The organism is Enterococcus sp. DIV0240d (assembly GCF_051711245.1).
Classification (GTDB): domain Bacteria; phylum Bacillota; class Bacilli; order Lactobacillales; family Enterococcaceae; genus Enterococcus_D; species Enterococcus_D casseliflavus.
The window spans coordinates 410891-436787 of record NZ_JBIOMG010000001.1; the positions used below are offsets into that span (position 1 = coordinate 410891).

The following is a 25897-nucleotide window of genomic DNA, read 5'->3' on the forward strand; positions in this document are numbered from 1 at the left end:
CGATCAGAGTGAAATACCCCTTATCACACTGCTTCATTGGAAGGTGCAGTGGTGTGATGACACTCTTTTCGTTTGGCCGGTTCTTTTATCGTTTTTCAATCAATACAATACAACACACGTTTTGGAGGTGGCAAAATGCCCAAATATATGGAGATCGCAGATGTTCTGCGTAAAAGAATCAAGGACGGAACTTATCCGAAAGACAGTCTTTTACCTTATCAAACAGAGTTAGTGGAAGAGTTTGGCGTCAGCCGAATGACGATTAAAAATGCGGTGAATATCCTGATTATGGAAGGCTTGCTGCTGACAAAGCGCGGCTTAGGGACCAAAGTTTTGAATCATTCCTTTTGGGGCAAAGATACCTCATCGGTGACAGAATACAAAGGCCTGAGCTATCAGATGAAACAAGAAAAACGGACATTGACTAGCCAAGTCATCACCTTTGAAGTCTGTTTTCCTACAACAAGAATTCAAGAGATGCTTCAGATCACTGCCGAACAACCAATCTATCATGTGATCCGTTTGCGGATCTTAGAAGGCAATCCATACATACTCGAGCATTCCTATATGCCGTTGGATCTGGTCAGCGGTTTGACGAAAGAGATCTTGGAAGAATCCGTCTATGACTATCTACTGCAAGATTTAGGCTACAAATTTGCTGGCGCTTATCGGACCTTTCAGGCTGCCAAAAGCGATGAATACGATCAAACCTATTTAGCGTGCCAAGCAGATGACCCAGTATTGGAATTAGAACAGATCATCTATTTAGAATCGGGACGTCCAGTGGACTATTCCTGCAGCCGCAATCGGTATGATGTTCGGGGATATTCCATGTTAGACATGAAGCCTGATCTGTTACAGCACCGCAAAAAGTAACGGCTTACAAAATGCTTCTTCAACGAAAAAACGCTTCATAGCTACTGTTGGCTATGGAGCGTTTTTGTTTTGACTTAAGAAGTGGGTTGGTTTTGATCACCTAGTTTGGCTAAGATAGTTTCCGCAACGGCTTTGGGGATGCCAGCTTGCTGGATCTCTTCCACGGAAGCTGCTTGGATGTTTTTTAACGACTTGAAGGTTTTCATCAGCTGTTGCTTGCGTTTTGGTCCTAAGCCAGGAATTTCATCCAGTTTGGAAGAAAAGCTGTTTTTACTGCGCAGTTGGCGATGGAAGGTGATCGCAAAACGATGGACCTCATCTTGGATCCGTTGCAGCAAAAAGAATTCCACAGAATTGCGTTCCAGCTGGATCGGATCTAAAAATTCCCCGAAAATCAACTCGCTGGTTTTGTGTTTGTTGTTCTTCACTAAACCCGCAACGGGAATATCTAAACCTAGCTGGTTATACAGCACTTCTTGGGCGGCACCGACTTGGGCTTTCCCACCATCGATGATGATCAGATCAGGAAAAGGCAGGTTTTCTTTTAGGACACGAGAGTATCGGCGGTAGATGACTTCTTGCATAGAGCCATAATCGTCGCCGCCTTGTGCGGTACGAATCTTATATTTCCGATAATCATCTTTAAACGGCTTCCCGTCGACAAAAACCACCATTGCAGACACTGGGTCGGTCCCCATGATGTGGGAGTTATCGAAGGCTTCGATCCGATAAGGTGTTGCGATCCCCATGGCTTCGCCTAGACGATCCACTGCACCGATCGTCCGTTCTTCAGTACGCTCGATCAACGCAAATTTTTGTGCCAAGGCAATGCGGGCATTTTTATTGGCCAAATCGACCAATTTCTTTTTGTCGCCTCGTTGGGGCTGCAGGACTTTGGTTTCCAGCAGCGCTTCTAATGGGGCAGCATCGACATTTTGCGGAACAAAGACTTCTTTGGGAATGAAGTGCTCATTCTTTTGGTAAAACTGGCCGACGAAGGTCAAGAAATCCTCATCCGCTTCATTGTAGAAAGGAAACAAAGAGACTTCTCGTTCGATCAGCTTTCCTTGACGGATAAAGAAGACTTGGGCACACATCCAGCCTTTGTCGACACTGTAGCCAAAGACATCACGGTCCATCAGATCTGTCAGAGTCATTTTTTGTCGCGTCATGACGGTATCGATTGCTTGGATCTGATCCCGCAGCTCAGCCGCTCGTTCAAACTCTAACGTTTCAATGGCTTCGCCCATCTTCTCTTTCAGGTCTTTTAAAATATCGACGTGACCGCCGTGGAAAAAGTGTTTGACTTGATCAACGATCTTCTGATAATCCTTGGGATCTACATTGTTGACATAAGGACAGACGCATTGACCCAAATGATAATAAAGACAAGGCCGCTTTTGAGAAGGACCGCATTTTCGCAATGGAAAGAGGCGATCCAGCACCCGTTTGGTTTCGTTGGCTGCTCGTGCATCAGGATAAGGGCCAAAATATAAAGCCCCGTCTTTTAAAACTTTACGAGTGATGATCAGACGCGGATAGCGCTCTTTGGTCACTTTAATAAAAGGATACGACTTGTCGTCCTTTAGCATGATATTGTATTTCGGTTTGTTTTTTTGAATCAAATTGATTTCCAGCAATAAGGCTTCCGTATTTGATTCGGTAACGACGTACTCAAAATCATTGATTTCTTGAACGAGCCGTTCGGTTTTCGTATCGTGACTGCCGGTAAAGTACGAACGGACACGATTTTTTAAAATTTTGGCTTTCCCAACATAGATGATTTTGTTATTTTTATCTTTCATTAAATAACAACCGGGTTGGTCAGGAAGCAGCGCTAATTTGTTCTTGATTTGTTCGTTCATTTCAAGATCCTTTCTTACTGGTTTGCTCACGAACTGCAAAAGTAGTCAAAGGGCGGTCTAAGATCCACCGAAAAGGGGAACATTAGAGCCCATAGCCAGTACTCTTCATTTTAGCACAAATTTCTTAAGAAACAATCAAACGGGCCAGATCGGCAGCGAGGAAGCGTAATCGTAAGAAAAGGTTAAGAAATCCCACGAGGCGGTGGTTTCCTCCCTTAAAAACAAGTGAATTTATTTGCTTTCTGCTTGCAAGGAATCCTCTTGCGACCACTCCTGAATGAAGGTCCGCAAACCCTCGATGGCTGGTTCTGTGACGGCTTTGCGCTGGATGAGGTAAAATTGCCGCTCAAAATTTTTATCCAGCAGTTGATAGCCAATGCCGTAGGCGGCTCGCTTGGAAAGGATCGAACAGCCGAAGCCTTGTTTCAGTAAAGCGACGATCAATTCATTGCTGGCGATCTCAATGATCGGTCCTTGAATATTTTGTTCCTCTAGATAGCGCTTAGTGTAATAGTAGACACCAGAACTCGCTTCTCGAACGAGCCAAGGACCGACTTGGGGATCACCAGCTAAGACGAGCTGATCTTTCAAAATCGGGAAACGCAAAATACTTGGTGCAGATAAGGGTTTTTCAATGATCCCTAAATCTAATTGATGTTGTTCAAGGGCTGTTAAGACTTCAGCGGAGTTCATCATCGATACCCGAAAACGCACCGTGGGAAAGGCGTTGTATAAAGCAATCATCAAGTCAGGCATCAAGGCCATCGCATAGGTATGAGAGATGCCTAGGGCACAGTGGCTTTGATGCTGCGTGTTGGTATGGATCTCGCTGGTGATCGTCGACCACTCATCCAATAAATTCAGTGCCTTTTCGTAAAGGTACTCTGCTTGGGGCGTGGCGATCACGTTTTTGCGACCATTGCGTAAAAAAAGCGGTGTATCCAGGTCTTGTTCCAACTGCTTGATCTGAGCAGAAACCGTGGGCTGCGAAATAAACAGCAATTCGGCAGCTTTCGAAAAATTTTTCGTTTCATAGACCATCTTGAAGGTCTCCAGTAATTTTAACATTGCAATCCCTTCCATTAGAAAATTCAATCATAACTATTATACCAATAAATCCTACTGATCGGTCAATCTGTGTATAATGGATGTTATATGAAAGGATGAAAGCAATGAAGCAACGACAAACAGCTTTGATACTTCCCGGTTTGTTCCTATCCTTTTCGGTAGCCGTCATCGCCCGAATCATGGCTTTGGCTGTACCAAAATTAGGGGGAGCAACCCTTGCTATTTTATTAGGAATCATTTTAGGAAATACACTGTTCAAGCAAGAACGCTATCAAGTCGGAACGAAGGTTGCGGAAAGTCGGCTCTTGGAATATTCGGTGGTTTTGCTGGGCTTTACCGTCACTTTCCAGACCATCAGTGAAATGGGCCTTCGGGGCTTTCTCTTTATATTGCTGATGATGAGTTTGGTCATTACCGCTGCTTATTTGATAGGGAAAAAAATGGCCTTTAATCAAAAGATGAGCCTGATGATGGCAGGCGGCAATGCTGTCTGCGGATCCTCTGCGATTGCGGCGATCGCACCAGCCATTGATGCCGATGATGAAGAAAAAGGGCAGATCATCACCTTGGTCAATCTTTTAGGAACAGTGATGATGCTGACGCTGCCGTTTTTAGCATTGGGCTTATACGGCGATGATCTGTTGCAAAAAAGCGCCTTACTTGGTGGCACGCTGCAATCCGTCGGACAAGTCGTGGCGGGGGCTAGTTTGATTGATGCCGACACCGTCAAATACGCGATGCTCTTTAAAATCGCGCGCATCATCATGTTGGCAGTCGTCGTCATTGTTTTTGAACGAATGACGACAAAGACCCCCACCAAAACCAAAGCCAAAGGCAAGCTGCGGCTGCCGATCCCTTGGTATGTGTTGGGCTTCTTGACCATCTGTATCTTGAACAGCTTCTTGCCGCTGCCTAGCTGGTTGAATGAGGGCGCTCATTTTATCAGTACGTGGTTTGAAACGACGGCGTTGGCAGCCATCGGTTTGCGCTTGGATTTCCGCAAGTTTTTAAAAGAAGGCCCGCGCTTTTTATTCTATGGTCTTTCCGTTGGCGCCGTCCAAACCGTGGGTGCTGTTGCATTGATTTGGTTGCTGCGGCTCTAATTCACAAGAGGCACGACCCATAAAGCACGTTTGAAGCGCACGATTGTTTAACGAAAAAAGCCACGATGGTTGATCGAAGGGCACGCTTTGCTGTTTCTGTTGGAAGAGGCAGCAAGGCGTGGCTTTTCAGATCAACTGTCGGGCTTTTTTTAGCGGTAAAGAAGGTTAGACGGGTACTTGGATGACTTGAACACCTTGTTGCTCAATCAAATCGATGACTTTGGGATCAGAGTAATGATCGGTGATCAGCAGATCGATATCCGCAATTGCGCCAATCGTAAAATTGGATTGCTTACCGATTTTGCGATAATCCGCGATAACGATCAACTTGCCAGAATTTTCGATGATTTTCGCATTGACTTTGGCTTCGTGGATTACTGAAGTGGAAATGCCGGTCTGTAAATCTAACCCACTACAGCCAATGATCGTAACATCAGAACGAACGTGAGAAAATGACTCCACGGCGATGTCTCCTGACAATGCCGCTTTAGGGTAACGTATTTCGCCACCACTTAAAACAATCGTTGATTTTGGATGGTGTTCCATTTGGATCACACTCGTGTTGTTCGTCAGCAAACTGATTCGTTTGTCTGTGAGATGGCGCAACGTTTGAGCTGCACTGGTACTCGTATTGACGAAAAGGGTATCGCCATCTTTTACTTGGCGAGCCGCTTCTTTGGCCAGTCGATCTTTGATGTACTCGATCGAGTCGGTGGGATGTGCTTCATCTTCATAAGCTTCACAGTATTCGATTTTTCCGTGGGTTTGTTTGATCTGACCCATCTCACTGAGGACAGTACAGTCTCTGCGGATCGTCATCTCTGATACTCCCAACTGATGACTGAGGGTCCTCACATCAGAAAGACCAGATGCTTTTATCAAATCGATCAATTGTTTTCTTCTTTGCCTCACTTCTTCATTGGAACGTTTCACGATACTTCCTCCTCACATGCACTTTTTTCTATTATTGTCTTCTATCATTTGTCCAGCTTGCAATTATCCTGTGCAGCAAAATCACGTGTCTCTTTCTCACGAATTCGCGGGATAATCGCACAGCCGTCGTTTAGAAACTGCCATTTTTTTATCGTTTCTTCTTTCGAACTCATTTTAACATATCACAGAAACATTACCATATATATTAAATAATCACATTTATTTCTCGGTAAATTAACATAAAATAAGATAAATTAACATAAAATTTGATTGAAAGCGTTTTTCTATATGTTAGAATCAAGGTGTAAATAAGCAAGGGAGGAACAAAGATGGTACACGTAAATGATGTTTCGAAAGAGAGTTGGCTGTTAAATACGTTTCCAGAATGGGGAACCTATTTAAACGAGGAGATCGAAAGTGAACTTGTGAAAGAAGGCACAGTTTCCATGTGGTGGCTAGGCTGTACGGGTATTTGGTTAAAGAGTGCGGAAGGAACCAACATTTTATGCGACCTTTGGTGCGGCACTGGCAAACGCAGTCATGGGAATGGGCAAATGAAAAAAGGCCATCAAATGATGCGGATGAGTGGTGTACAGGAAATGCAGCCTAACTTACGGACGCAGCCCTTTGTGATCGATCCATTTGAAATCAAAGGAGTGGATGCGTTAGTGGTGACCCATATTCATTCCGATCATTTAGACATCAATACCGCAGCTGCAGTCCATCAAAATTGTCCAGAAGCAAAATTCGTCGGTCCCCATGAAGTCGTTGCAACTTGGTTGAAATGGGGAATACCAGAAGAAAAAACCATCGTGGTCAAACCAGGGGATGAAGTGACCATTGGGCAGGTGAAAATCGTCGCTTTAGAAGCATTCGATCGAACCGCTCTAATTACTTGTGAAGATCCGGATACCAGCTTGAAAGGAAAAATGCCACAGGACATGGATCGTATCGCAGTCAATTACTTGTTTGAGACTTCCGGTGGGGCGATTTATCACGCTGGAGATTCTCATTATTCGAATGTATTTGCTAAACATGGGAATCAGTACAAGATCGATGTTTGCTTAGGTGCATATGGCGAAAACCCGCGGGGCATCACCGACAAGGTTACTTCAGTCGATATGTTGCGGATGGCAGAATCCCTCAATGCCAAAGTAGTGATACCTGTACACTATGATATCTGGTCCAATTTTATGGCTGATCCAAAGGAGATCACTGAGATTTGGAAGTTTAAAAAAGATCGTTTGCACTATGAGTTTAAACCGTATATTTGGCAAGTTGGCGGCAAATTTACCTACCCAACGAATAAAGACGATCTTGAATTTAATTTCTATCGCGGCTTCAAAGATGTGTTTTCGGTCGATAATGATACGCCATTCCCTTCTTTTTTATAAAAGAAGGGGGGATGCTGCAAAAGCCAAATTTGAAAGGAGCAAAGGTAATGCTGCGTTATTTTTATGAAAATGAGTTGGTTGCGATCAATCATGAACAGCCCGAAGATTGGGAAGCCGCTATCTGGGCGAGTGGCGAAGGATTAAAGCAAAAGGCGTTGATCACGGATCAGTATATTGAAGATGTCATTCGGGATGTTCATCAATACGGTCCTTATATTGTGATCATTCCCAAAGTAGCCATGCCCCATTCTTCAGCAGAAAGCAAAGGTGTCTTAGGAACGGGGATCGGATTGACGATTTTTCCAGCCCCCGTTTCATTTCAAGATGATGACCCCGACAAAGAGGCGCAGTTGTTCTTTATGCTCGCTGCCAAAAACGCTGAAGCACATATGAACAATATCGCTAGTTTATCCGAAATGCTGATGGAAGAAGGGCTGGTGGAAGATTTACTAGGTGTAAAAACAATGGCAGATTTTGAAGCGGTGATGGAGAAATATGACCAAAAAGAAAGCAGGGATTAGATGGAAATGGTAGGAGATTTCTTATTGAGATGCTGGGATTACTTTGCTCAGAATATTTTGATGCAGCCAGCTTTTTTGATCGGTTTTATTGTACTGATTGGTTACTTACTATTGAAACGGCCGTTTGTTGAATGTGTTGCAGGTTTCTTCAAGGCCACCGTTGGTTACTTGATTTTGACGATTGGCTCTGGTGGATTGGTCAATACTTTCCGTCCGATCCTGGTGGGGCTTAAGGAGCGTTTTGAATTAGATGCGATGGTCACTGACCCGTATTTTGGTCAAAATGCGATCACCGCCGGCATTGAAGAACGATTTGGACGCACCTTTGGTGACACGATGCTCTTATTATTGATTGCCTTTGTTTTTAATATCTTACTCGTTCGCTTCAAAAAATATACGAAGCTGCGGGCCGTCTTCACTACTGGAAATGTGCAAGTACAGCAAGCCGCAACGGCCTTTTGGCTGCTGCTATTCTGTTTCCCAGACCTGGGTCGAATCGAAGTCTTACTTGTCATGGGCTTGATCTTAGGCTGCTATTGGGCGGTGGGGTCCAATTTGACCGTTGGCATCTGTCAAGATTTGACGGAAGGTGCTGGTTTTGCGATTGCCCATCAACAGATGTTTGGTGTTTACTTCTTTGCACGACTTGCGGAACGCTTCAAAAAGAACAAATCCAACCGCAAATTAGAAGATGTCGAACTACCCGGTTTTTTATCAGTCTTCAATGAAAATATGGTATCGACTTCGATTTTGATGCTCTTTTTCTTCGGTATCATTTTGGTAACGCTTGGACAAGATTATTTAATAACAGCAGGATTTATGGCAGAAGGACAAAGTTTCTTATTTTATATTTTACAAACATCACTAATGTTTGCCGTCTATTTAGCAATTCTTCAATTAGGTGTCCGCACCTTCGTTTCTGAATTGACCGAGTCATTCCAAGGAATCTCGAATACGATTTTACCAGGTGCTGTTCCAGGGATCGATATCGCCGCAACCTTTGCCTTTGGGTCGCCAAATGCCGTGACGGTGGGCTTTTTATTCGGTGCATTAGGACAATTCTTAATGATTGCTTTACTGATTTTGTTCCGTTCACCAACGATCGTCATTGCTGGGTTTATCCCACTGTTCTTTGATAACGCAGCGATCGCCGTTTTTGCCAACAACCGCGGAGGCATCAAAGCGGCTTGTCTCTTCCCATTCTTATCCGGCATTATTCAGATCGGTGGTTCGGCATTGATCGCTACTTGGGTAGGATTGTCTCAATATGGCGGCTATCTTGGAATGTTCGACTGGGCGACCGTCTGGCCATTCTTTACAGTATTGATGAAATTCTTAGGCATCATTGGTGTGGTTCTTGTAGTGGTGATCTTATTAGTGATTCCACAGTTGCAGTACCGCAGAGATCCAGAAGGGTATTTCTTGATCGTAGATGATTATGATGCGTATGTAGAAAAACAAAAATAATGAATTCTTAGGAGGAAAAGAAGATGAGAGTATTGGTATCTTGTGCAAATAGATCAGGAACAAGTTTGATGATGATGCGGAGTGTCGAAAAAGCTTTGAAGTCAGAAGGGATCACGATCACCTCTATTCATCATTGCGCGATTTCTGAAGGCAAAAGCACCGCCAAGAATTACGATGTGGTCTTTACGCCAATGAACTTTGTCAATATGTTCGATAAAGCCAAAGAAAAGGGCGTAACAGTGATCGGGGTAAGAAATGTGATGTCCCCTAAAGAAATTATTGAGCGGGTCAGAGAAGCGGGTCTTTCGAAGGAGTAGTGCATCAGGACGTGACAAGAACAAAAAGATGATCGAACAAAAGAGAGGGGAATTTCATGAGTATACCAAAACTGCAGATCGCTTGCGATCACTCCGATTTAGCTGGTGCACTGGCTGATATCAAAAAAGTTGGCGATGTGGTGGATATCATTGAAGCAGGAACTATTTTACTGTTGCAAGAAGGAGCACAGGTCCTACGCTGCTTCCGAGCGATGTATCCGGAAAATTTGATCGTAGCAGACACAAAATGTGCCGATGCCGGTGGGACGGTCGCCAAAAACTGCCAGCAAGCTGGCGCGGATTATATGACCGTGATTTGTGCAGCAACGATCCCAACAATGAAGGCAGCGGCAAAAGAAATTGCTGAGATCCAAGTAGAATTATATGGTGACTGGACCTACCAGCAAGCACAGCAGTGGCTAGATGCCGGCATCTCACAAGCTATCTATCATCAAAGTCGTGACGCACTGTTAGCTGGTGAAACATGGGGAGAAAAAGATTTAACGAAAGTCCGTAAATTGATCGATATGGGGTTTCGAGTGTCAGTCACGGGAGGATTGAGCGTCGAGACGTTGGCTCTGTTTGCTGGCATTGATGTGTATACCTTTATCACAGGACGAGGCATCACTGCAGCTGACGATCCGCAACAAGCAGCAGTTGATTTCAAGCAAGAGATTTTACGGATTTGGGGGTAGTTTTCCATGAGTTTGATCGGTCTATATGAAAAAGCAACACCCAAAACCCTCTCTTGGTCGGAACGATTGCAGTTTGTCAAAGACCGAGGCTTCGATTTCATTGAAATGTCCATTGATGAAACCGATGAACGCTTGGCACGCTTAGAGTGGGACCAAGAGCAACGCAAAGAGATCGTCGAGGCAATCTATGCCTCGGGGATCAAAATCTTGTCTTTATGTCTCAGTGGACATCGGCGGTTTCCCTTTGGTTCGATCGATGAAAAAAAGCGCAAGCACGCGATGCATCTGATGGAAAAAGCCATTGACCTGGCTTCAGATTTGGGTATTCGCTGCATCCAATTAGCCGGATACGATGTGTACTATGAGGAAAAAAGTCTTTGTAGCCGAGAATGGTTCATTGCCAATCTAAAAGAAGCGGTCGCTAGGGCGTCTGAAAAGGGTGTCGTTTTGTCACTAGAGATCATGGATGATCCGTTTCTAAATTCTATCTCAAAGTATTTACGGATCAAGGAGCAGATCCCTTCGCCCTATCTACAAGTCTATCCAGATGTCGGGAACCTATCGGCCTGGCCAGAAAATGATGTCGGTTATGAATTAGAAAAAGGCATTTGCGAGATAACCCAGATTCATTTGAAAGATACATTGGCGGTTTCAGATAAGTTTCGAGGAAAGTTTAAAGAAGTACCGTTTGGCACTGGGTGTGTTGATTTTGATGGCTGCTTACGCACGCTGAAGCGGTTGAATTATAACGGTTCTTTTGTCATCGAGATGTGGAGTGAGACGAGCGCTGACCCGATTGCGGAAATCGAACAAGCCAAAGCATTTTTATTACCAAAACTAAAGGAGGTCGGTTACCTTGATCAATCAGCTTCAATTGATGAAAGAGCGAGTCTATCAAGCCAATAAGAGACTGCCTGAGGAAGGACTAGTAAAGCTAACTTGGGGAAATGTCAGTGAGATCGATCGAGATTTAGGGATCATCGTCATTAAACCCAGCGGTGTTGATTATCAGACGATGACGGTTGATTCAATGGTAGTTTGCGACTTAGCGGGAACGCCGAAAGAGGCGAAGGCGTTGAAGCCTTCCTCGGATATCAAAACCCATGCGCTATTGTATAAGCACTTCGAAGGCGTCAAGGCGATCGTCCATACGCATTCGACAAATGCGGTAAAATGGGCGCAAGCACAGCGAGACATTCCTGCATATGGAACGACGCATGCGGATACTTTTTATGGTAGTGTCCCTTGCACACGACCTTTACGGGCCTCTGAGGTAACGGCAGACTATGAAAAAGAAACTGGCAAAGTCATTGTCGAGACGTTTGAAAAGCGGGGATTAGATCCACTTGCATGCCCAGCTGTCCTCACAGCGGGACACGGTCCCTTTACTTGGGGGCAATCTGCGGAACAAGCGGTCAGCAATAGTATTGTTTTAGAAGAGGTCGCAGAAATGGCATTAGGTACCGAAGCTTTGACCTTGGATCGAACACCGATCGCTGATTATTTGCTGGATAAACATTATTTCCGCAAGCATGGCGAACATGCTTATTATGGACAAGGATAACGGAAAAGCAGCCATTCCTAGCGATCAAGGAACGGCTGCTTTTCTATTCGTTTTCTTCAGCGAGTGTTTTCACATAAAAGCGATCCATCGTGGTATGCTGTGCTGCCAATAGTGGCTGACACAATGCGCGATAGCCGGCTTTTTGATAGACATGCAAGGCTGCTTCTAGAGAATGATGGGATTCTAAATAGAGTTGCCGATAACCTAGTTCAACAGCTTTGGCCTCGATCTTCGCCAGCAAGGGATAGCTGAGGCGCTGCCCTTTGGCAGCATCACTGAGATAAAATTTTTGCAGCTCGGCGATTTTCCCTTCTGAATCATAAGCGGCAAGACCACCGCCGCCTAAAAGGGTACCCGATTCATTAGTGACGACAAAATAATGGCGGCTAGCAGGATCTGCTGCATAAAATTCACTTAAGTGGTCTAACTCGGGATCAAAATAGGCAGTCCCTGGAACCGCCAACTGGTGGTCGGTCAAGCTTTTGCGAATGATAGCGGCTAAGGGCGCATCATCTTGAGATTGGATCGAACGAAATATCGGCTTCATGCAGCTCCTCCTTAAAGTGAAAGTAAATGAATAGCTATAGTGTACCACAGCATTGAGGTAGTGTTTAGTGATGATAAGAAAAGCCATCCTCGCAATGGCGCCCCTCTTTAATAAAAAAACCGCCCCTCGTTGCCGGGCTCCTAATGTGAAAAGGAGTATGGCGCAACGAGGGGCGGTTTTTGTACGTTAGTTATGGAAGCAGTAATTAGAGCGTTTCACCATTAGAGGCGATCACTTGCTGGTACCACGCAAAGGAATCTTTTTTCAAACGATTCAAGGTTCCTTTGCCAGTATTGTCTTTGTCGACATAGATCATGCCATAGCGTTTCTCCATTTCGCCGCTGCCGAAGCTGACGATATCAATGATCCCCCAAGGCGTATAACCTAATAGCGGTACACCATCTTCAACCACCGCTTTTTCCATCTGTTCGATATGCTCTTTCAGGTAAGTGATGCGGTAGTCATCATGGACTTGCTGCTCATCGGTTAATTGATCATAAGCACCAAAGCCATTTTCTACGATAAATAGCGGCAAGTCATAGCGTTGATAGATCGTATTTAACACATAGCGCAACCCGACTGGATCGATAGGCCAGCCCCAATCAGAAGCACTGATATAAGGATTACTCACGATTTTTGCTCCTGGGATATCCTCAGTTGGTGTGCCAGCCACTTCATTAAGGGTTGAGATCGTTCCTGACATGTAATAGCTGAACCCAATATAATCAACGGTTCCCGCTTTTAATAGCGCTTGTTCCTCGGGCGTGATCTCAATCGTGATGCCTTTTTTCGCCCAATATTTTTGCACATAGGTTGGGATCTTGCCTCGTACGTGGACGTCGCTGTAAAAATAGCGCCGTTCATTGGCTTTGACGGATGCCATCAAATCAGCGGGTGCGCAAGAGTAGGGGTAGACTGGGACATAGGCCATCATACAGCCAATTTGAAAATCTGGATTGATTTTTTTGCCTTCGATCACCGCTGCCGCACTGGCAATCAACTCATTGACGCCCGCTTGAAAGACGAGTGCTTCTTTTTGACTGTCATCCTCGATGATCATGGCAGAATTGGTCCAAACGTGCAGCGGCTCTTGCCCATCTGCTTGATTATTGATCTCATTGAAGGTCATCCAATACGTTACTTTGTCACGATACCGTTGAAAAACAGTCTTGGCGAATTTGACAAAGAGGGGAATCACTTCTTTGTTAGCAAACCCACCAAATTCTTCATAGAGGGCATAAGGCATTTCAAAGTGGGACAAAGTGATCACGGGTTCGATGCCGTTTGCCTGCAATTCGTCGAAAAGATCATCGTAGTATTGGAGACCGGCTTCATTTGGTTCTTCTTCTGTTCCAGTTGGATAGATCCGACTCCAAGAAATCGATGTCCGTAGACATTTCAAGCCCAGCTCTTTGAATAACTGGATATCTTCTTTGTAACGGTGATAAAAGTCAATGGCTTCATGGTTCGGGTAATACTCTCCTTCAATGACGCCTTTGGTGATTTTACGGGGAATACCGTTGCCGCCGGCCGTCATAACATCAGCGGTACTCATTCCACGGCCAGCAACATTCCAAGCGCCTTCTGCTTGATGGGCAGCGATCGCGCCGCCCCATAAAAAATCTTTTGGCATTTTTGCGGACATAAATTTCATTCCTCCTCGACTCATTCGTTTGCTTATAATTCTACTTTTTGGGAACGGTTAGAGGCGATCACGAATGGCAAATAGATCAAGACCGAAATCGCAAGACAAACGACACCGACAACCGCAGCGATCGCATTTCCTCCAGTTCCTAAAAAGAGATTAATGATTCCGGGGGTCGTCCATGGTACCCCAATCGCTGGGGTCGGCATGATCGGCCAGACAACAGTGACAAAATAACCCACTAAAATATTGACCATTGGCGTCAAAATAAACGGAATGATCAAGATTGGATTCAAGACGATCGGTAGACCGAAGATCATCGGCTCATTGATTTGGAAAATTCCTGGAACTAAGGACATCTTAGCAATCTCACGTTGTTCTGGACGTTTTGAAGCGATGAAGATCGCAATGATCAAGCCCAATGTCATACCAGTACCGCCCATATTTGCGAACATATCATTTAAAACGCCCCAAGTTTCTTTGTAAGGAACGTCCCACAAGGAGCCGCCTTGGTTGATAAAGTCTAGGTTAGCTAGGTCCTGTTCGGTAAAAATCGCTGAACGAACCGCATTCAAAGTATTTGGTCCATGGATCCCGATCGCAAACAACGTAGTTTGCAAGAACGCCAAGATCAAGACACCGACGACATTGCCCCCCAGATCCCGCAATGGACTTTGGATCCCGTTGTAAATCAGTTCATTGATGCCTTCTGGTGCGATCATCAAAACTAAGAAATTGATCAAAGCAGTGACTGCCACGATGATCACGATCGGAATCATGCCAGAAAAGGAACGGGAAACAGCTGGTGGTACCATTTCAGGCATTTTGATCTGCAATCGTTTGACCTTGAAAAGCTTCGGTAAGAATTCACCGACCAAACAAGCCACGATCATAGCTACGAACAACCCTTGGGCGCCTAAATATTGTGTAGAGATCACATTGACATCATCTACTGCAAACGAGGTCGGGTACAAGATCATAAAGGCAGCGACACTTGTCAAACCAACTAGCGTAGCATCTGCTTGGAAATGCTTGGCTAAAAGTTGGGCAACAAGAAACGCAATAAATAAACTCATAATGTTGATGGTCCCGTTCGCCACGGAAGCTAGGACTTGCTGGGCACTTTCCAGATTTGGGAAAAGTCGATTCAGTTGAAATAATTGCACGATGAAACTCTCATTGGAAAATAAAATATTGTTGACCAAAATAACGAGAGAAGAAGCGATGGTCAGTGGGAAAATCAGCATGAACGCATCTCGAATCGCTGCTACGTGGCGTTGATTGTTCAACTTTGTTGCGATTGGTACCAACGAGCGGTCTAACAGGTCATTGAATTTTTGCATAATAATAACACCTTTCATTAATTGATGCCATCATTATAGCGAATGTAAACGACTAAAAGTAAGCGGATACGGATTCCGTACATATCTCTCAAGAAATGAAAAAAATTCCGCAGCTGGAACACAGTGTTACAAAAAAAGATGGTTCAGTAAACTGAACCATCAAGAATGGGTACGATAATCTTGCAAATAGCCGATCAGTGTTTCTAAAATCGCTACTGAAGGCAGTTGACTAGTCAAATCAAGAAAGATGTCTTTGCGTTCCTCTTTGATCGCATACTCGATCGAATAATCGCACAAGCGTGCCAACGTACTTTCCCGATTGGGGGTAATGCAGTACTTCTGCACGATCGCCTGATTGTCTAAACCGGTAATGACTTCGATCAGTTCTTTGGTTTCACCAGAGACACTCAAAAAAACCAAAACATTCTTTTGATCTTTTCGCAAAAAGCTTTTGATCGGGTAGGTCAGCTCATCAATGCTGATGCTAAAGTAACCGAGGCTGGCTAGTTTGCGGGCAACGTATTGCGCGATCGCACCAGATGCCCCCATCCCCATAAATAAGATCAAATCGGCATCCCGCATCGCTTCGGCGAGTTTTCGTATTTGGTATTCCGCATCAGGGTGGAAGATCTGCATATTCAAGCCTTTGATGCGCGCTTCTAAACCTAAGTGTTCAGGGTGCGCATCAAAATGGGCTTTTTCTAAATGATTTTTGATATAGAAGCGAAATTCTGGAAACGACTGAAAGCCGACTTTTTGAATAAAACGAAAGACCGAAGTCGAAGAGACATGAGCATCATCGGCAATGTCGCGCACACGCATATACGGGATCTTTTCTAAGTGATTGACGATAAAACGGTAGATTTCTTGTTCTACCGCAGAGAGCTTGTTCAAGTTTAATTGTTCAAAAAGCGCCATGCTGGTTCCTCGCTGTCCTAGATAATCAATTTACACCAGTATAGCATATCCGAACTTTTAACGGTGCAGCTGTTGGTGGATCTGATAGACTGCGCCGATCAAGCCGGCGTCGTTTTTCAGCTTCGCTGGACGAACAGGTGCGATGGTTTGTCCGCGCAAATAATTGATCGCTTCATGCCGTGTTTCCGTGATCGTCAAGCGAGCCTGCAGGCGTTCCCAGAAATAAGGATTGGCACTGATGCCGCCGCCGATCAATACCAATTCTGGGTCAAAGCAGCTGATCAAATTGATCAGCCCTACAGACAGATCCGTCAGAAATTGGTCCGTCAGCTTCAGCGCCAACGCTTCGCCTTGCTGCGCGCGGTCAAAAATCTCTTTGGCGTCTTGGGTGGGTTCAAAGCCAGGATCTGCTGCCCCCGCTAAATTGTAGAGGCGAATCAAGCCGCCCACGACGGCAGTTTTTTTATTGATGGAACTTTCCTCGATATTGCCTTCTTCTGGCAGCTGATCGATCACCATCCAGCCAAATTCACCAGCCATGCCATGAGCACCTCGGTAGACTTGATTATTGATCACGATCCCACCGCCTACACCTGTGCCTAGGACAAGACACAAATAGTTGGCAGCCTCTTGCGCATTGCCGATCCATTTTTCAGCGATCGCTGCTGCATTGGCATCATTTTCCACCGCCACAGGCAAACCTGTACGCGCTTCCAAGACTGCTTTGAAATTTTCGCCATATAACGATTTGATGGCGCCCGCAGTTAACATAAAGCCGTCTTTTTGAACGATCCCCGGGGCGCTGATCCCAATGCCATCAATCGTGTGGCGGCTCTGGGCATCTTCGATGATCGTGAGTAGATCCTGATAAAACTGGGCTGGCTCATAGCTAGTAGGGATCGCTGATTTTTCAAGGATCACTCCGCTTTCATCTAAAACACCATATTTAATACTTGTTCCGCCAACATCAAATCCTACGTACATTCTTCTTCCTCACCTTCTAAAACATTGTTGCCTTAAGTGTACCATCTGGCAGGAGGAATTTTTTTCTTTTTTCAGCTATTTTTTGCCTGCCGTTTCCGCTGCATCCAAATAAAACAAAATGTCACTTTTGCCTTCCTGATTGGTTCCTTTGTACACTTCCGTATCCAGACCTCCGATACGAAAGCCTGCTCGCAAGTAGAACAGACAGGCAGAAGGATTGTTGTCCTGCGCTTGTGTGTAGATGCCGCGATAGCCTTTGGCAAGGGCCGCTTTCAGTGCCTGGTGGATCAGTAGTTGACCGATTCCTTGCTTACGGTAGTCTGTGTTGACCTTTAAGTCATAGAGGTGCAGATACTTGAAAAAAGCGTCTTGAACAATCGCTAAGCCGATGCATTTTCCATCATCATAAGCACCGATAAACAGACTGTTTCGGCTCATTTCGTCATAGCAATAATTTTCATCGGGGAAACGCATCGTCTGAATGTCTTCGGATGCAAATTTACAGATCGTGTACTGCCAGCTGCCCTCATTATAAGACGGCAGCATTTTCCCCCATAAGGAGAAGGGTTCGTTTTTTAAGCGGATGTCAGCTTGATGTTTTTGATCGATCAGTTTGATTTCTAGCATGGGGCACCTCGATTTTCTATAGATTTCAATCATGAGTATTTAAAAGTAAGTTGTTGCAGTTTAGTTTACTACAAAGAATGAAAAATCACGATACTTATTAAACAGTCTGGTCTTCCTGTGAGAAGGGACGTTTTTGTAGGAGAACTTAGTTGTTTGTCTATACATTGAGGTTGGAAAAAGCAGAAATATTTCATTGATACCTTAGTCACAATGACCGACGGAAAAATACGCCTTAAGTTTGATTATATTTATCGCTTGTTTTTTTATACTGAAGGTAGATAGAAAAAACGGAGGACAATCACTTGAAGAAAGCAATTAGTATGATCCTGCTCGTGTTAACGATCGGGACCGTCACATTGGTTACATGGTCTTATTTTACGAAAGATGATTCCAGCGAACTGGTTCAGCTGGTGGATCGTTTCAATCCGTTCGTACCGGAGAAAAAAGTCTATGTCAAAACATCCGACGAGTATGGCGTGTTGCAAGAACACGATTCCTACGAATATACACAAGAAGGAGTCAATGAAGATGGGCAAAAGATAAAAATCACGTTTTGGGCACCACAAAATCTAAAAGAAAATGCCTACCTAGAGCTTGATGCAAAGGGCAAACATGTGGAGTCGTATCAAGAGGTGACCGAGCAAGATCTCCCTGACGCCGTCAAAGCCGAGTTGGTTACGACTCATTGATCATCAAGCCTGCTTGAAAAAAAGGACAGGAAGTCATTTCCCGCAAGTTGGGAGATGGCTTTTTTCGTGCGTTCACTTAGATTAAAGCTCGCCAAGATTTGATTTAGGTGAAAAAGATTAGAGGATGATAGAATTTTCAGAAAAAATAGATAATTTTTTCAATTCTTCGTTGCAATAGCAGAAGCGTCTGGTATTCTCTATGAGGTAGTTAAAAAAAATCATTCATATAATTAAAAATAGCAACAGTGAGAGAATCACCTTGTATGGAGGATCAACGGTTTTCAAGGAGGAACCTATGACAGAAAAAAATCAATTAAAAAAGCAGATGAAAACCAGACATATCACTATGTTGGCACTAGGTGGCGCCATCGGTGCTGGCCTATTCAAAGGCAGCGGTGAAGCGATCCAGTTAGCGGGGCCTGCGGTCTTGCTGGCGTTTATTTTTTGCGGGCTGATCTTATTTGTCGTCATGACAGGACTGGGACAGTTGGTCTTATCTGACCAAAAACAACATGGCCTTTCGGGCTTAGTCCAGCCATATCTCGGAGTGCATACAGCCGATTTCATCGACTGGATCTACTGGTCAATGTGGATGATCAACATCATCGCCGAAGCAGTCGCTGCCGCAAGCTTTTTGCAGTTGTGGTTTCCCAATATTCCAGCTTGGATCTTTGTGTTGATTTTGGCACTACTCACGACCATCATCAATTTGTTTTCGGTTCGCTTGTTTGCGGAAACAGAATATTGGCTTTCCTGGGCCAAAATCAGTGTGGTGATCGCGTTGATCTTGGTGGGTCTCTATCTGGTTGCCACGCAAGTCTTTGATTTGGGCTTTTTCCCGACGATGAGACAAATGACAGACTATGGTGGTTTTGCCCCCCATGGCATCAAAGGGTTTATCAATTCTTTACTGGTCGTAATCTATTCGTACGGCGGTTCTGAGTTAGTAGCCATTACGATCAGTGAAGCGGAAAATCCCAAAAAAGCGATCCCGCAAGCAATCAAAGGAGTGATGACTCGGATTGCCGCTTTTTACATCATTCCCTTGTTTCTTTTACTGATCATTTATCCGTGGAATCAATTAGCCGATCCAAATGTCAGTCCTTTTGTGATGGTGTTTCAAAAAATCCATGTCCCGTTTGCCTCCGACATCGTCAATTTAGTGATTATTTTGGCTTTGTTTTCGTCAATCAATTCTGGAGTCTATGCTTCTTCAAGAACGTTGTTTTTCCGATTAAGCAACAATGGCCAGAAAAAAAGCCGCTTTACGATGCTGAATAAAAACAGCGTGCCCCAACGAGCGATCATGTTTTGCAGCGGTACTTTATATCTTGGGGTCGTTCTTTCTTACTTTTTAGGCGACAAACTCTTCAATTATCTAGCAGGCTCCCTGTCTTATACTGTATTGCTGATTTGGTTGTTGATCAGTGCGGCTGCGTTTGTTTTGGTACGCAAGCAGAAGAAAATGGGCTATACGATTTTCTTGAGTGGGGCGATCCTTGCACTGATTTTGCTGTTTGTCGGTATTTTGATCACTAACCCATTGGCGGTCACTGGCTTCACCGCACTATTGTATACGATCATTTTTCTTAGTTTTTATTGGAACCATCGAAAAATTGAGGAAACCAGTGAAAAAAGTTGAAGAAACGTCCCTTAAGACATAAACTGATGGGGAAGGAACCCCGCGTTCGGTTGTTTCTTCGTTTCTCAGGAATGTGACGATAAAATAAAGTGTAGGAGAAAACGAAAATGGTTAATTTTTGGACATTGATTTTCGGCACCCTCAGCTGGGTCGTGGTGGAAAGTCTGCTTTACAACCCGATGCATAAGTGGGGCAAGTTTTGGGCGAAAGAATCAGGAATGACAGAGAAGATGGCTGATCAGCAGATGACGACCGGTGACATGCTCTTTACCTTTGGCGGCACGATCGTTGGTGGGATCCTCTTATCAGAAGCGACCTATCAAGTCGTCTATTGGTTTGCAAAATTCGATCATGATGGTTGGCTGATGACCTCCTTGCAAGTCGCTTGCTTATTGTGGTTAGGGGTTTATGGGGTCGCCACCTTCGTGATGGCTGTTTACTCGGGACAGTCCCGCAAATTAGTCGGGTTGCACCTTGTGAATGGGTTTCTAGGAGTGATCGTTTTAGGACTTGTTGTCGGCTTGATTGGACAGTAGGCAACGATCATACCCCAGCGAGAGCGTTCAAAGGTCTCAACGAATCAATCCTAAAGAAAGCCGATCTTGTTTCAACAAGGTTGGTTTTTTTGTGCGTAAAATTAATCTTACTATAAAAAATAGCTATAAAAGCAAATAATTTATGCTATACTAAAAGCACTTTAATCTGTAGGAAACCTAAATCCGCGGATTGCGGAAAAATCATCAAAGAAACAAAATTAGGGGCAAAGAGGAGGAAAAAATGAAAACGAAAAGCATGTTAGGTAGAGGAATATTTGCTGTCGTTTGTTTAGGGACACTATTTTTCTTGACAAGCTGCAGCAGCTCAGGGGTTGACTCTGCAGCTGCGAATCAAGTATTGACCAATAGCAACAGTCATCAACAATATGCTTTGTATCTATTTGAAGATGGAAGAATCACTGTCAATAAAACGCTGACTTTTTTTACCAATCCGAATCAGGAACCTGCGGACTTGGTAGAAGAACAAGAGACGCAATTAGCGCAAATCAACGAAACACTACAAGCAGAGTTTCCCAAAAGCAAAGCACTGACTGCGGCAGACATCGGTCCTATGCACACCTTTGAAGTGACCAATGCCCAAGTGATCATTGATCAAGAGAAAAAGGAAGTGCGCATGACTGGCGATGATTTTGAGAAAGTATTCAAAATGGCGGACAACAATGACAAGCGTCTGATCGATGATGAACAAAACGAGTACGAGTTTTCGTATGAGGAAAACTAGCAAGTGACAAAAAAACGGCTGCCTCCGACGAGACAACCGCTTCAGACAGTAGACAAACCTTAGACAAAAATGAGGTTTGTCTTTTTTTCGTTGCAAAACTTAGTGGCTATTACGGAAAACATTTTGCGCAAGGAGTAAGTCCGCGACTTTGCGCTTCTGCTAAAGTTGCAGGCGTGTAGGTACCGTTGCCGCATTTTCTCGTATGGTATTTCGAACCTGTTGGTGTCACGAGGACCGACGTTTGGGCTTGGTTGCTAGCAGCGGCTGGCTGGCTTTGTTCTGGCACAGTTGCCGCTGCTTGTCGTTCTTCCTCCGCCTTGGCTTGGGCGGCTGCTTGTTCGTTGGCAATGATCGTTTGCGCCACTGTTTTCGTTCGAGCAGCTAATTCCTCATCGGGGGTCTTGAGACGAGCGACGGCATCCTCTGCCTGAGCGAGTCGGTCTTTTGTCGGTTCCGCCTCTGCTGCTTCCACCGCTTGGACAGCTTCTGTAACGAGGGCTTCTGCTTCTTTCTCAGAAATCTTGGTTTCTACAGTGGATAACCGACTTTCAAACGTTTCCTTATTCAAAACCGCTTGTGCGACCAATTCTTTTGCCTGATCGAAATCACTGCGTTCAAGAGAAGCTTCAGCAGTATCAAGGGCTTTGCCGATGGCAAGATGGTCTTCAACTACCGCGAGCCGAGTAGCGAGATCTTCGTAGGTTTTACTTAAAGCATGAATCAGCGTCACGGCTTCGTTGTAATTCTTTTGGTTTGGCTGGGTTTCGGCAAGAGCCAGTGCCGTCTCGGCTTTTACCAGTGCTTCTTGTTCTTGTTTTTCAGCTTGCAAACTCGCTAGAAATGCGTGAGAAGGTTTGACGGTGACGACCTCTTCTTTAGTGATTCCACCCATGGAGGTTTGGACAGTAAATTCCTGTTCCTCTTCATCTTCCAGTTGGACAGCATAAGAAAATGTTTCGTCCGCCAGCGAAACCTCCACCCCGTTGATCGTCAGTTGCGCTTCTGGGTTGGTTCGCCCAGTGATCGCCGCTTCGCCTTGCTCATTCGTAACCAGTTCTGCTTCATCTACGTGAAGCTCCGGTGTTGCTGCAGGAGTCAATAGTGCCCCGCCAATCAATAAGAGAAAACCACCCATAAAAATAACGATTTTGTTGCGAAGCGGCTTTTTCTTGATCAATCCAAGAATAAAAAAGATTCCGCTTACAACCATTGTCAAAAAACCTATAACAAAAATAAACATCCCCATAACTCTTTCCAATTCCTTTCTTGTGAATATTTTAATTATAACATTTTTACTAACGTATCCGCCATCAATAACCGACTAGTAAGGGTTGCTGAGCGTACGGAAGAAGCTCAACTAGCAAATCAGCAATTATTTTTTATCAATATTAAATAGATTTAAGGTATTTTTTATTATAAAATCATATGTAAAGAGTTGTTTTTCGTTTGCGGTTGTTTTTTTGGATAAACAGCTCTTGGTACAAATACACTTGTTTGCTTCATCACTGGAAAAAATGTTTCGAACAAACGGATGAGAGCGAGCAACTACCTGCAAACAAGCAGCTTTCCTTCGCTGCTTCCCCCAACTAACACCATAAAAAAGATATTCCCCCTCACTTGCAACCAAGCCACTTCATTGATAAGAAAATCAGTATGTGCAAAAGGAGAAGCAATGAAAATCACACAAATCCAATGTCCCAGCTGCTTGGGTCAGTTAACCGTTGACTGGGAGACAGGAAAAGCAGTCTGCCAGTATTGCTTAACGAAGTCAGTCCTACATTCGCCGCCAAAACAAACGCAAGAAGCTTCGAATGAACAAGCTCCCGTAGTTTTTCAAGAAGTCAAAGAAGGGTTTTATTCGTTTACCTTTAATGAAGACGAGGTAGCAAATGCCTTGAAAAAATGGCTGATCCAACAGGAATCAGTTCCTGAGGACATTGTCGTTCATCTTGAAGTCAGCGAGGTAAAACGATATTTTATTCCGATTTATGAATTTCAGGTGACCTATACGATGCAATGGGAGGGGGCCTTTGGCTACGATACCCATTCCATTGCTTGGGACGGCTCGCATACGACCACGTGGGAAAAGAAGCGCGGCGACCATCCAGATGAGACGGTCATACTCTATCAATGCGGCAGTTCGGAGGTGATCGAGCAAGAAATTCCTCAGAGCTTCGAGGTCAATGATGAAATGAAAAGAAAACCGTACTTTAGTACCGATCAAAAGGAATTTCAACAGCTAGTCTCAGCACATGCTATTCATGTTTTTCCCTTTGATATTGAGCAAGAGCAGGCGCTCTTTGGTTCTGAAAAACAAGCGGAACTGAGAGCCCAGGCGAATGCGGTGATCCAGAAGAAAGAATCTGCCGATCATCTAAAAGAGCTGCACCTAGATCTTTCCCTGATCAGCTGTGCAACAGAAAAGCTCTACTTTCCGCTGTATATGGGCACCTTCAAGTACCAAGAGCGATCCTTTGAATTTGCGATCGACGGCAAAGATCCTGACCGAATGAAGCTGCCGATTATCCCACAATGCCAAGAAACCTTACAAACGGTTGCGAATTTTTCAAAAGCTCGCAAGGTTTTTGGCTGGTCCTCCGTACTCTTTTTTACGTTAGGTGTGCTCCTGCTGTTCTTTGCACTATTCATTTCTGAATGGCTCCCTCTAGGAAGAGTGTTCAGAGTTGTCATAGGGGGGATTGTCATGAGTTCCCTGCCAACTGCCGTCTATTGGGTAGTATCGGGGATAGTGTTGCACTTTCTAAAAGAACAGTATCTCAAAACAGTCCAAAAATTTAGAGATGAGCTTAAAATAGAATTATTAGGTAAGAAAACGGCTGGGGCAGCTTTGTTAGCAAACTATGAGAAGCGTGGGAAGCACCTTGCAAGAATCAGGAAATTTTCTGAATGGCTTGATACACTCGCTTATGTGGTCGTGGTTGCTACCCTTATTTGGAATATTATTTGGAACATTCGTCGGTTTTTTTGATAAGCCATCTTGTTGAAAAAAATGATTCATAAAAAAGGAGAAAAAATGAAAATCACACAAATCCAATGCCCCAGTTGCTTAGGGCGTCTAGAAGTTGATTGGGACTCAGGAAAAGCAGTCTGTCAGTATTGCTTGAATGAGCTGTTGATCAAACCGGAACAAAAAAAACAGGAACAAACAAACCAAGCCGTCTCGCTGAAAGAGTTGCCACGCATTCAAGGGACCGTCAAAGAAGGATTTTATCCGTTTGCCTATGATGAAAAGGCATGTGAAGAGGCGTTGAAAAATAAACTAGCCTGGCAAGAGACCATCTCGGAAAGTATCTTTTTTGAGCTAGAGATGGTTCATCTAAAACGTGTATTCATCCCGATGTATTATTTTCAAATTGCTTATGATGCGCAAGTGAGAGGAAGCTATGTCCACGAGGAACAGCAGAGGGAGAGTGGGCGCATTACTGCCGACATTTCTTTACATAACAGCGGAAACACAACGGTTTTCAATGAATATTTCCCTACGGATACCCAAAAAGAAGCGGATTACAGTATCAATGGCAAGCTGCCGCTGCATCTTCAAAAAGGTGCCGCCTATTGCACGGATATGCAGCAGTTTTCGGCACTTAGCCAAGACGTTCAGGTGTTGCCCTTTGATATTTCCAGAGAAGCAGCACTTGCTGATACCCATCTATTGGAAGTCTTTGAAGCAAAAGCCAAAGACCATTTGGTGGGAACAGAGGTTGCCAATGAGGTTCAACTGACTCTTTTTCCGAAACAATGTGATACGGAAAAACTGTATTTTCCTTATTACATTGGCGAATTCAAGTACGGAAACCAAACCTATTCTTTCGTGGCTGATGGCACCGATGCTGAACGTCTTTTTCCAACCCAGCTTCCTGAATGTGAACAGCTCGTGCAAGTGAAAAAAAGTTTTTCCAAAACCAGCAGTGTCCTATGGCAGTTCTGCTATACCTTTTTTTCATTCGGAATAATTTCAGGGACCCTTTTAAATGTTCTTTTTGGTGGCTTTTTAATGCCTGCTGTTGCCTTTAGTCTGCTCGCTTCAGCGGTCATCTTGCTGATTGCTTGTCTTGCGACGTGGTATTTCTTGCTCGTACCAGAGGTTAAGTTTTTCTCAGAGTACGGCAGATTCAAAGCAGAACTTTCTCAGGCGTTGAGTCAGTCGGATGGATCAACGGCTGCTGTGAAGAAAGCTTTTGAAGCCCGTAGGAAGAAACTCGTCCGAAAGACAGTATTTTACAGCGGTCTGGAAAACATGGCGTATGAATTTGCCTTGATCCTTTTTTTAGCAATCCTGACTTGGTATTTCGGTTTTTATGGCTTATCGCTTCTAGTGCTGCTGGCGTTTGTCAGCTGGAATACGATCCGTATCTTTACCACGGATAGCTCCGATACCTGTATCGAAACGAAAGGATGAT

The 25897-nt window shown here is 44.4% G+C and carries 25 protein-coding genes; 15 read left to right on the plus strand and 10 right to left on the minus strand.

What is annotated here, in order from left to right; translation table 11 throughout:
• The first annotated feature begins 135 nt into the window (after positions 1–135).
• Positions 136–876, plus strand: coding sequence for a GntR family transcriptional regulator (locus IGJ25_RS01920; protein WP_008376546.1), 741 nt, complete (start codon positions 136–138; stop codon positions 874–876).
• Positions 877–950: 74 nt separating this feature from the next.
• Here IGJ25_RS01920 and uvrC read toward each other — a convergent pair whose 3' ends face one another.
• Both uvrC and IGJ25_RS01930 read right to left on the minus strand, forming a co-directional pair.
• On the minus strand, positions 951–2741 hold the full coding sequence (uvrC, locus tag IGJ25_RS01925) for an excinuclease ABC subunit UvrC (protein WP_010748557.1): 1791 nt from the start codon (positions 2739–2741) through the stop codon (positions 951–953).
• Between the two features lie 231 nt (positions 2742–2972).
• Positions 2973–3824, minus strand: a complete 852-nt coding sequence (locus IGJ25_RS01930; RefSeq protein ID WP_081116142.1) for a LysR family transcriptional regulator — start codon at positions 3822–3824, stop codon at positions 2973–2975.
• Between the two features lie 65 nt (positions 3825–3889).
• On the opposite strand from IGJ25_RS01930, the gene IGJ25_RS01935 reads away from it, so the two are divergent.
• Positions 3890–4912, plus strand: coding sequence for a YeiH family protein (locus tag IGJ25_RS01935; RefSeq protein ID WP_081116141.1), 1023 nt, complete (start codon positions 3890–3892; stop codon positions 4910–4912).
• 165 nt (positions 4913–5077) lie between these two features.
• On the opposite strand, the gene IGJ25_RS01940 is transcribed toward IGJ25_RS01935, so the two are convergent.
• Positions 5078–5845, minus strand: a complete 768-nt coding sequence (locus tag IGJ25_RS01940; protein ID WP_010748560.1) for a DeoR/GlpR family DNA-binding transcription regulator — start codon at positions 5843–5845, stop codon at positions 5078–5080.
• Between the two features lie 329 nt (positions 5846–6174).
• Between IGJ25_RS01940 and ulaG the strand changes: the two genes are divergently transcribed.
• The 7 genes from ulaG to araD are packed head-to-tail and all read left to right on the plus strand — an operon-like array spanning position 6175 to position 11803.
• Positions 6175–7239 (plus strand): L-ascorbate 6-phosphate lactonase, encoded by a 1065-nt coding sequence (gene ulaG, locus IGJ25_RS01945; protein ID WP_010748561.1) that lies wholly within the window; start codon positions 6175–6177, stop codon positions 7237–7239.
• Between the two features lie 47 nt (positions 7240–7286).
• Positions 7287–7760: a PTS sugar transporter subunit IIA gene (locus IGJ25_RS01950; protein WP_010748562.1), complete on the plus strand. Its 474-nt coding sequence runs from the start codon at positions 7287–7289 to the stop codon at positions 7758–7760.
• Positions 7761–9227: a PTS ascorbate transporter subunit IIC gene (locus tag IGJ25_RS01955; RefSeq protein ID WP_438779081.1), complete on the plus strand. Its 1467-nt coding sequence runs from the start codon at positions 7761–7763 to the stop codon at positions 9225–9227.
• Positions 9228–9250: 23 nt separating this feature from the next.
• The gene (locus IGJ25_RS01960) at positions 9251–9544 is read left to right on the plus strand and encodes a PTS sugar transporter subunit IIB (protein ID WP_438779082.1); all 294 of its coding nucleotides are present in this window, start codon (positions 9251–9253) and stop codon (positions 9542–9544) included.
• A gap of 56 nt (positions 9545–9600) precedes the next feature.
• On the plus strand, positions 9601–10239 hold the full coding sequence (locus IGJ25_RS01965; protein WP_225000652.1) for a 3-keto-L-gulonate-6-phosphate decarboxylase UlaD: 639 nt from the start codon (positions 9601–9603) through the stop codon (positions 10237–10239).
• Between the two features lie 6 nt (positions 10240–10245).
• On the plus strand, positions 10246–11145 hold the full coding sequence (locus tag IGJ25_RS01970; protein ID WP_010748565.1) for an L-ribulose-5-phosphate 3-epimerase: 900 nt from the start codon (positions 10246–10248) through the stop codon (positions 11143–11145).
• A complete protein-coding gene (araD, locus tag IGJ25_RS01975) occupies positions 11117–11803 on the plus strand; it encodes an L-ribulose-5-phosphate 4-epimerase AraD (RefSeq protein ID WP_016609058.1) in 687 nt (228 codons plus the stop codon). The genes IGJ25_RS01970 and araD overlap by 29 nt, the downstream gene beginning before the upstream one ends.
• A gap of 43 nt (positions 11804–11846) precedes the next feature.
• Here araD and IGJ25_RS01980 read toward each other — a convergent pair whose 3' ends face one another.
• From IGJ25_RS01980 to IGJ25_RS02005, 6 genes are all read right to left on the minus strand, one after another.
• Positions 11847–12350, minus strand: coding sequence for a GNAT family N-acetyltransferase (locus IGJ25_RS01980; RefSeq protein ID WP_010748567.1), 504 nt, complete (start codon positions 12348–12350; stop codon positions 11847–11849).
• Positions 12351–12555: 205 nt separating this feature from the next.
• Positions 12556–13995, minus strand: a complete 1440-nt coding sequence (locus tag IGJ25_RS01985; protein WP_010748568.1) for a 6-phospho-beta-glucosidase — start codon at positions 13993–13995, stop codon at positions 12556–12558.
• 32 nt (positions 13996–14027) lie between these two features.
• Positions 14028–15338: a PTS sugar transporter subunit IIC gene (locus IGJ25_RS01990; RefSeq protein WP_010748569.1), complete on the minus strand. Its 1311-nt coding sequence runs from the start codon at positions 15336–15338 to the stop codon at positions 14028–14030.
• A 159-nt stretch (positions 15339–15497) separates the two neighbouring features.
• Positions 15498–16256 carry a MurR/RpiR family transcriptional regulator gene (locus IGJ25_RS01995; protein ID WP_010748570.1) on the minus strand — a complete coding sequence of 253 codons (759 nt, stop codon included), beginning with the start codon at positions 16254–16256 and terminating at the stop codon, positions 15498–15500.
• A gap of 57 nt (positions 16257–16313) precedes the next feature.
• Positions 16314–17240: an ROK family protein gene (locus IGJ25_RS02000; protein WP_010748571.1), complete on the minus strand. Its 927-nt coding sequence runs from the start codon at positions 17238–17240 to the stop codon at positions 16314–16316.
• A gap of 75 nt (positions 17241–17315) precedes the next feature.
• Entirely contained in the window at positions 17316–17867 is a 552-nt protein-coding gene (locus IGJ25_RS02005) for a GNAT family N-acetyltransferase (RefSeq protein WP_010748572.1), read from the minus strand.
• Positions 17868–18187: 320 nt separating this feature from the next.
• On the opposite strand from IGJ25_RS02005, the gene IGJ25_RS02010 reads away from it, so the two are divergent.
• From IGJ25_RS02010 to IGJ25_RS02025, 4 genes are all read left to right on the plus strand, one after another.
• A complete protein-coding gene (locus IGJ25_RS02010; protein ID WP_318248578.1) occupies positions 18188–18556 on the plus strand; it encodes a YxeA family protein in 369 nt (122 codons plus the stop codon).
• A gap of 295 nt (positions 18557–18851) precedes the next feature.
• Complete coding sequence (locus IGJ25_RS02015; RefSeq protein WP_081116136.1) at positions 18852–20198, plus strand: amino acid permease; 1347 nt, start codon at positions 18852–18854, stop codon at positions 20196–20198.
• A 107-nt stretch (positions 20199–20305) separates the two neighbouring features.
• Positions 20306–20734 (plus strand): DUF1761 domain-containing protein, encoded by a 429-nt coding sequence (locus IGJ25_RS02020; RefSeq protein WP_010748575.1) that lies wholly within the window; start codon positions 20306–20308, stop codon positions 20732–20734.
• 241 nt (positions 20735–20975) lie between these two features.
• Positions 20976–21476: a hypothetical protein gene (locus tag IGJ25_RS02025; RefSeq protein ID WP_010748576.1), complete on the plus strand. Its 501-nt coding sequence runs from the start codon at positions 20976–20978 to the stop codon at positions 21474–21476.
• Between the two features lie 109 nt (positions 21477–21585).
• Here the strand turns inward: IGJ25_RS02025 and IGJ25_RS02030 are convergent, their stop codons facing one another.
• Positions 21586–22722, minus strand: a complete 1137-nt coding sequence (locus tag IGJ25_RS02030) for a serine protease (RefSeq protein WP_081116135.1) — start codon at positions 22720–22722, stop codon at positions 21586–21588.
• A 426-nt stretch (positions 22723–23148) separates the two neighbouring features.
• Here IGJ25_RS02030 and IGJ25_RS02035 point away from each other — a divergent pair, with 426 nt between their 5' ends.
• Both IGJ25_RS02035 and IGJ25_RS02040 read left to right on the plus strand, forming a co-directional pair.
• On the plus strand, positions 23149–24465 hold the full coding sequence (locus IGJ25_RS02035) for a hypothetical protein (protein WP_010748578.1): 1317 nt from the start codon (positions 23149–23151) through the stop codon (positions 24463–24465).
• 45 nt (positions 24466–24510) lie between these two features.
• Positions 24511–25896 (plus strand): hypothetical protein, encoded by a 1386-nt coding sequence (locus tag IGJ25_RS02040; RefSeq protein WP_225000649.1) that lies wholly within the window; start codon positions 24511–24513, stop codon positions 25894–25896.
• Position 25897 lies beyond the last annotated feature (1 nt).

Coding starts and splice junctions, on each gene's coding strand:
- IGJ25_RS02020 (WP_010748575.1), top strand. CDS start 20,306: ATGGTTAATTTTTGGACATTGATTTTCGGCACCCTCAGCTGGGTCGTG.
- IGJ25_RS02030 (WP_081116135.1), bottom strand. CDS start 22,722: ATGGGGATGTTTATTTTTGTTATAGGTTTTTTGACAATGGTTGTAAGC.
- IGJ25_RS02000 (WP_010748571.1), bottom strand. CDS start 17,240: ATGTACGTAGGATTTGATGTTGGCGGAACAAGTATTAAATATGGTGTT.
- IGJ25_RS01970 (WP_010748565.1), top strand. CDS start 10,246: ATGAGTTTGATCGGTCTATATGAAAAAGCAACACCCAAAACCCTCTCT.
- IGJ25_RS01950 (WP_010748562.1), top strand. CDS start 7,287: ATGCTGCGTTATTTTTATGAAAATGAGTTGGTTGCGATCAATCATGAA.
- IGJ25_RS02015 (WP_081116136.1), top strand. CDS start 18,852: ATGACAGAAAAAAATCAATTAAAAAAGCAGATGAAAACCAGACATATC.
- IGJ25_RS02035 (WP_010748578.1), top strand. CDS start 23,149: ATGAAAATCACACAAATCCAATGTCCCAGCTGCTTGGGTCAGTTAACC.
- IGJ25_RS01930 (WP_081116142.1), bottom strand. CDS start 3,824: ATGGAAGGGATTGCAATGTTAAAATTACTGGAGACCTTCAAGATGGTC.
- IGJ25_RS01955 (WP_438779081.1), top strand. CDS start 7,761: ATGGAAATGGTAGGAGATTTCTTATTGAGATGCTGGGATTACTTTGCT.
- IGJ25_RS02025 (WP_010748576.1), top strand. CDS start 20,976: ATGAAAACGAAAAGCATGTTAGGTAGAGGAATATTTGCTGTCGTTTGT.
- ulaG (WP_010748561.1), top strand. CDS start 6,175: ATGGTACACGTAAATGATGTTTCGAAAGAGAGTTGGCTGTTAAATACG.
- uvrC (WP_010748557.1), bottom strand. CDS start 2,741: ATGAACGAACAAATCAAGAACAAATTAGCGCTGCTTCCTGACCAACCC.
- araD (WP_016609058.1), top strand. CDS start 11,117: ATGAAAGAGCGAGTCTATCAAGCCAATAAGAGACTGCCTGAGGAAGGA.
- IGJ25_RS01980 (WP_010748567.1), bottom strand. CDS start 12,350: ATGAAGCCGATATTTCGTTCGATCCAATCTCAAGATGATGCGCCCTTA.
- IGJ25_RS01920 (WP_008376546.1), top strand. CDS start 136: ATGCCCAAATATATGGAGATCGCAGATGTTCTGCGTAAAAGAATCAAG.
- IGJ25_RS02010 (WP_318248578.1), top strand. CDS start 18,188: ATGATCCTGCTCGTGTTAACGATCGGGACCGTCACATTGGTTACATGG.
- IGJ25_RS01960 (WP_438779082.1), top strand. CDS start 9,251: ATGAGAGTATTGGTATCTTGTGCAAATAGATCAGGAACAAGTTTGATG.
- IGJ25_RS02005 (WP_010748572.1), bottom strand. CDS start 17,867: ATGCTAGAAATCAAACTGATCGATCAAAAACATCAAGCTGACATCCGC.
- IGJ25_RS01995 (WP_010748570.1), bottom strand. CDS start 16,256: ATGGCGCTTTTTGAACAATTAAACTTGAACAAGCTCTCTGCGGTAGAA.
- IGJ25_RS01965 (WP_225000652.1), top strand. CDS start 9,601: ATGAGTATACCAAAACTGCAGATCGCTTGCGATCACTCCGATTTAGCT.
- IGJ25_RS01985 (WP_010748568.1), bottom strand. CDS start 13,995: ATGTCCGCAAAAATGCCAAAAGATTTTTTATGGGGCGGCGCGATCGCT.
- IGJ25_RS01935 (WP_081116141.1), top strand. CDS start 3,890: ATGTTATATGAAAGGATGAAAGCAATGAAGCAACGACAAACAGCTTTG.
- IGJ25_RS01990 (WP_010748569.1), bottom strand. CDS start 15,338: ATGCAAAAATTCAATGACCTGTTAGACCGCTCGTTGGTACCAATCGCA.
- IGJ25_RS02040 (WP_225000649.1), top strand. CDS start 24,511: ATGAAAATCACACAAATCCAATGCCCCAGTTGCTTAGGGCGTCTAGAA.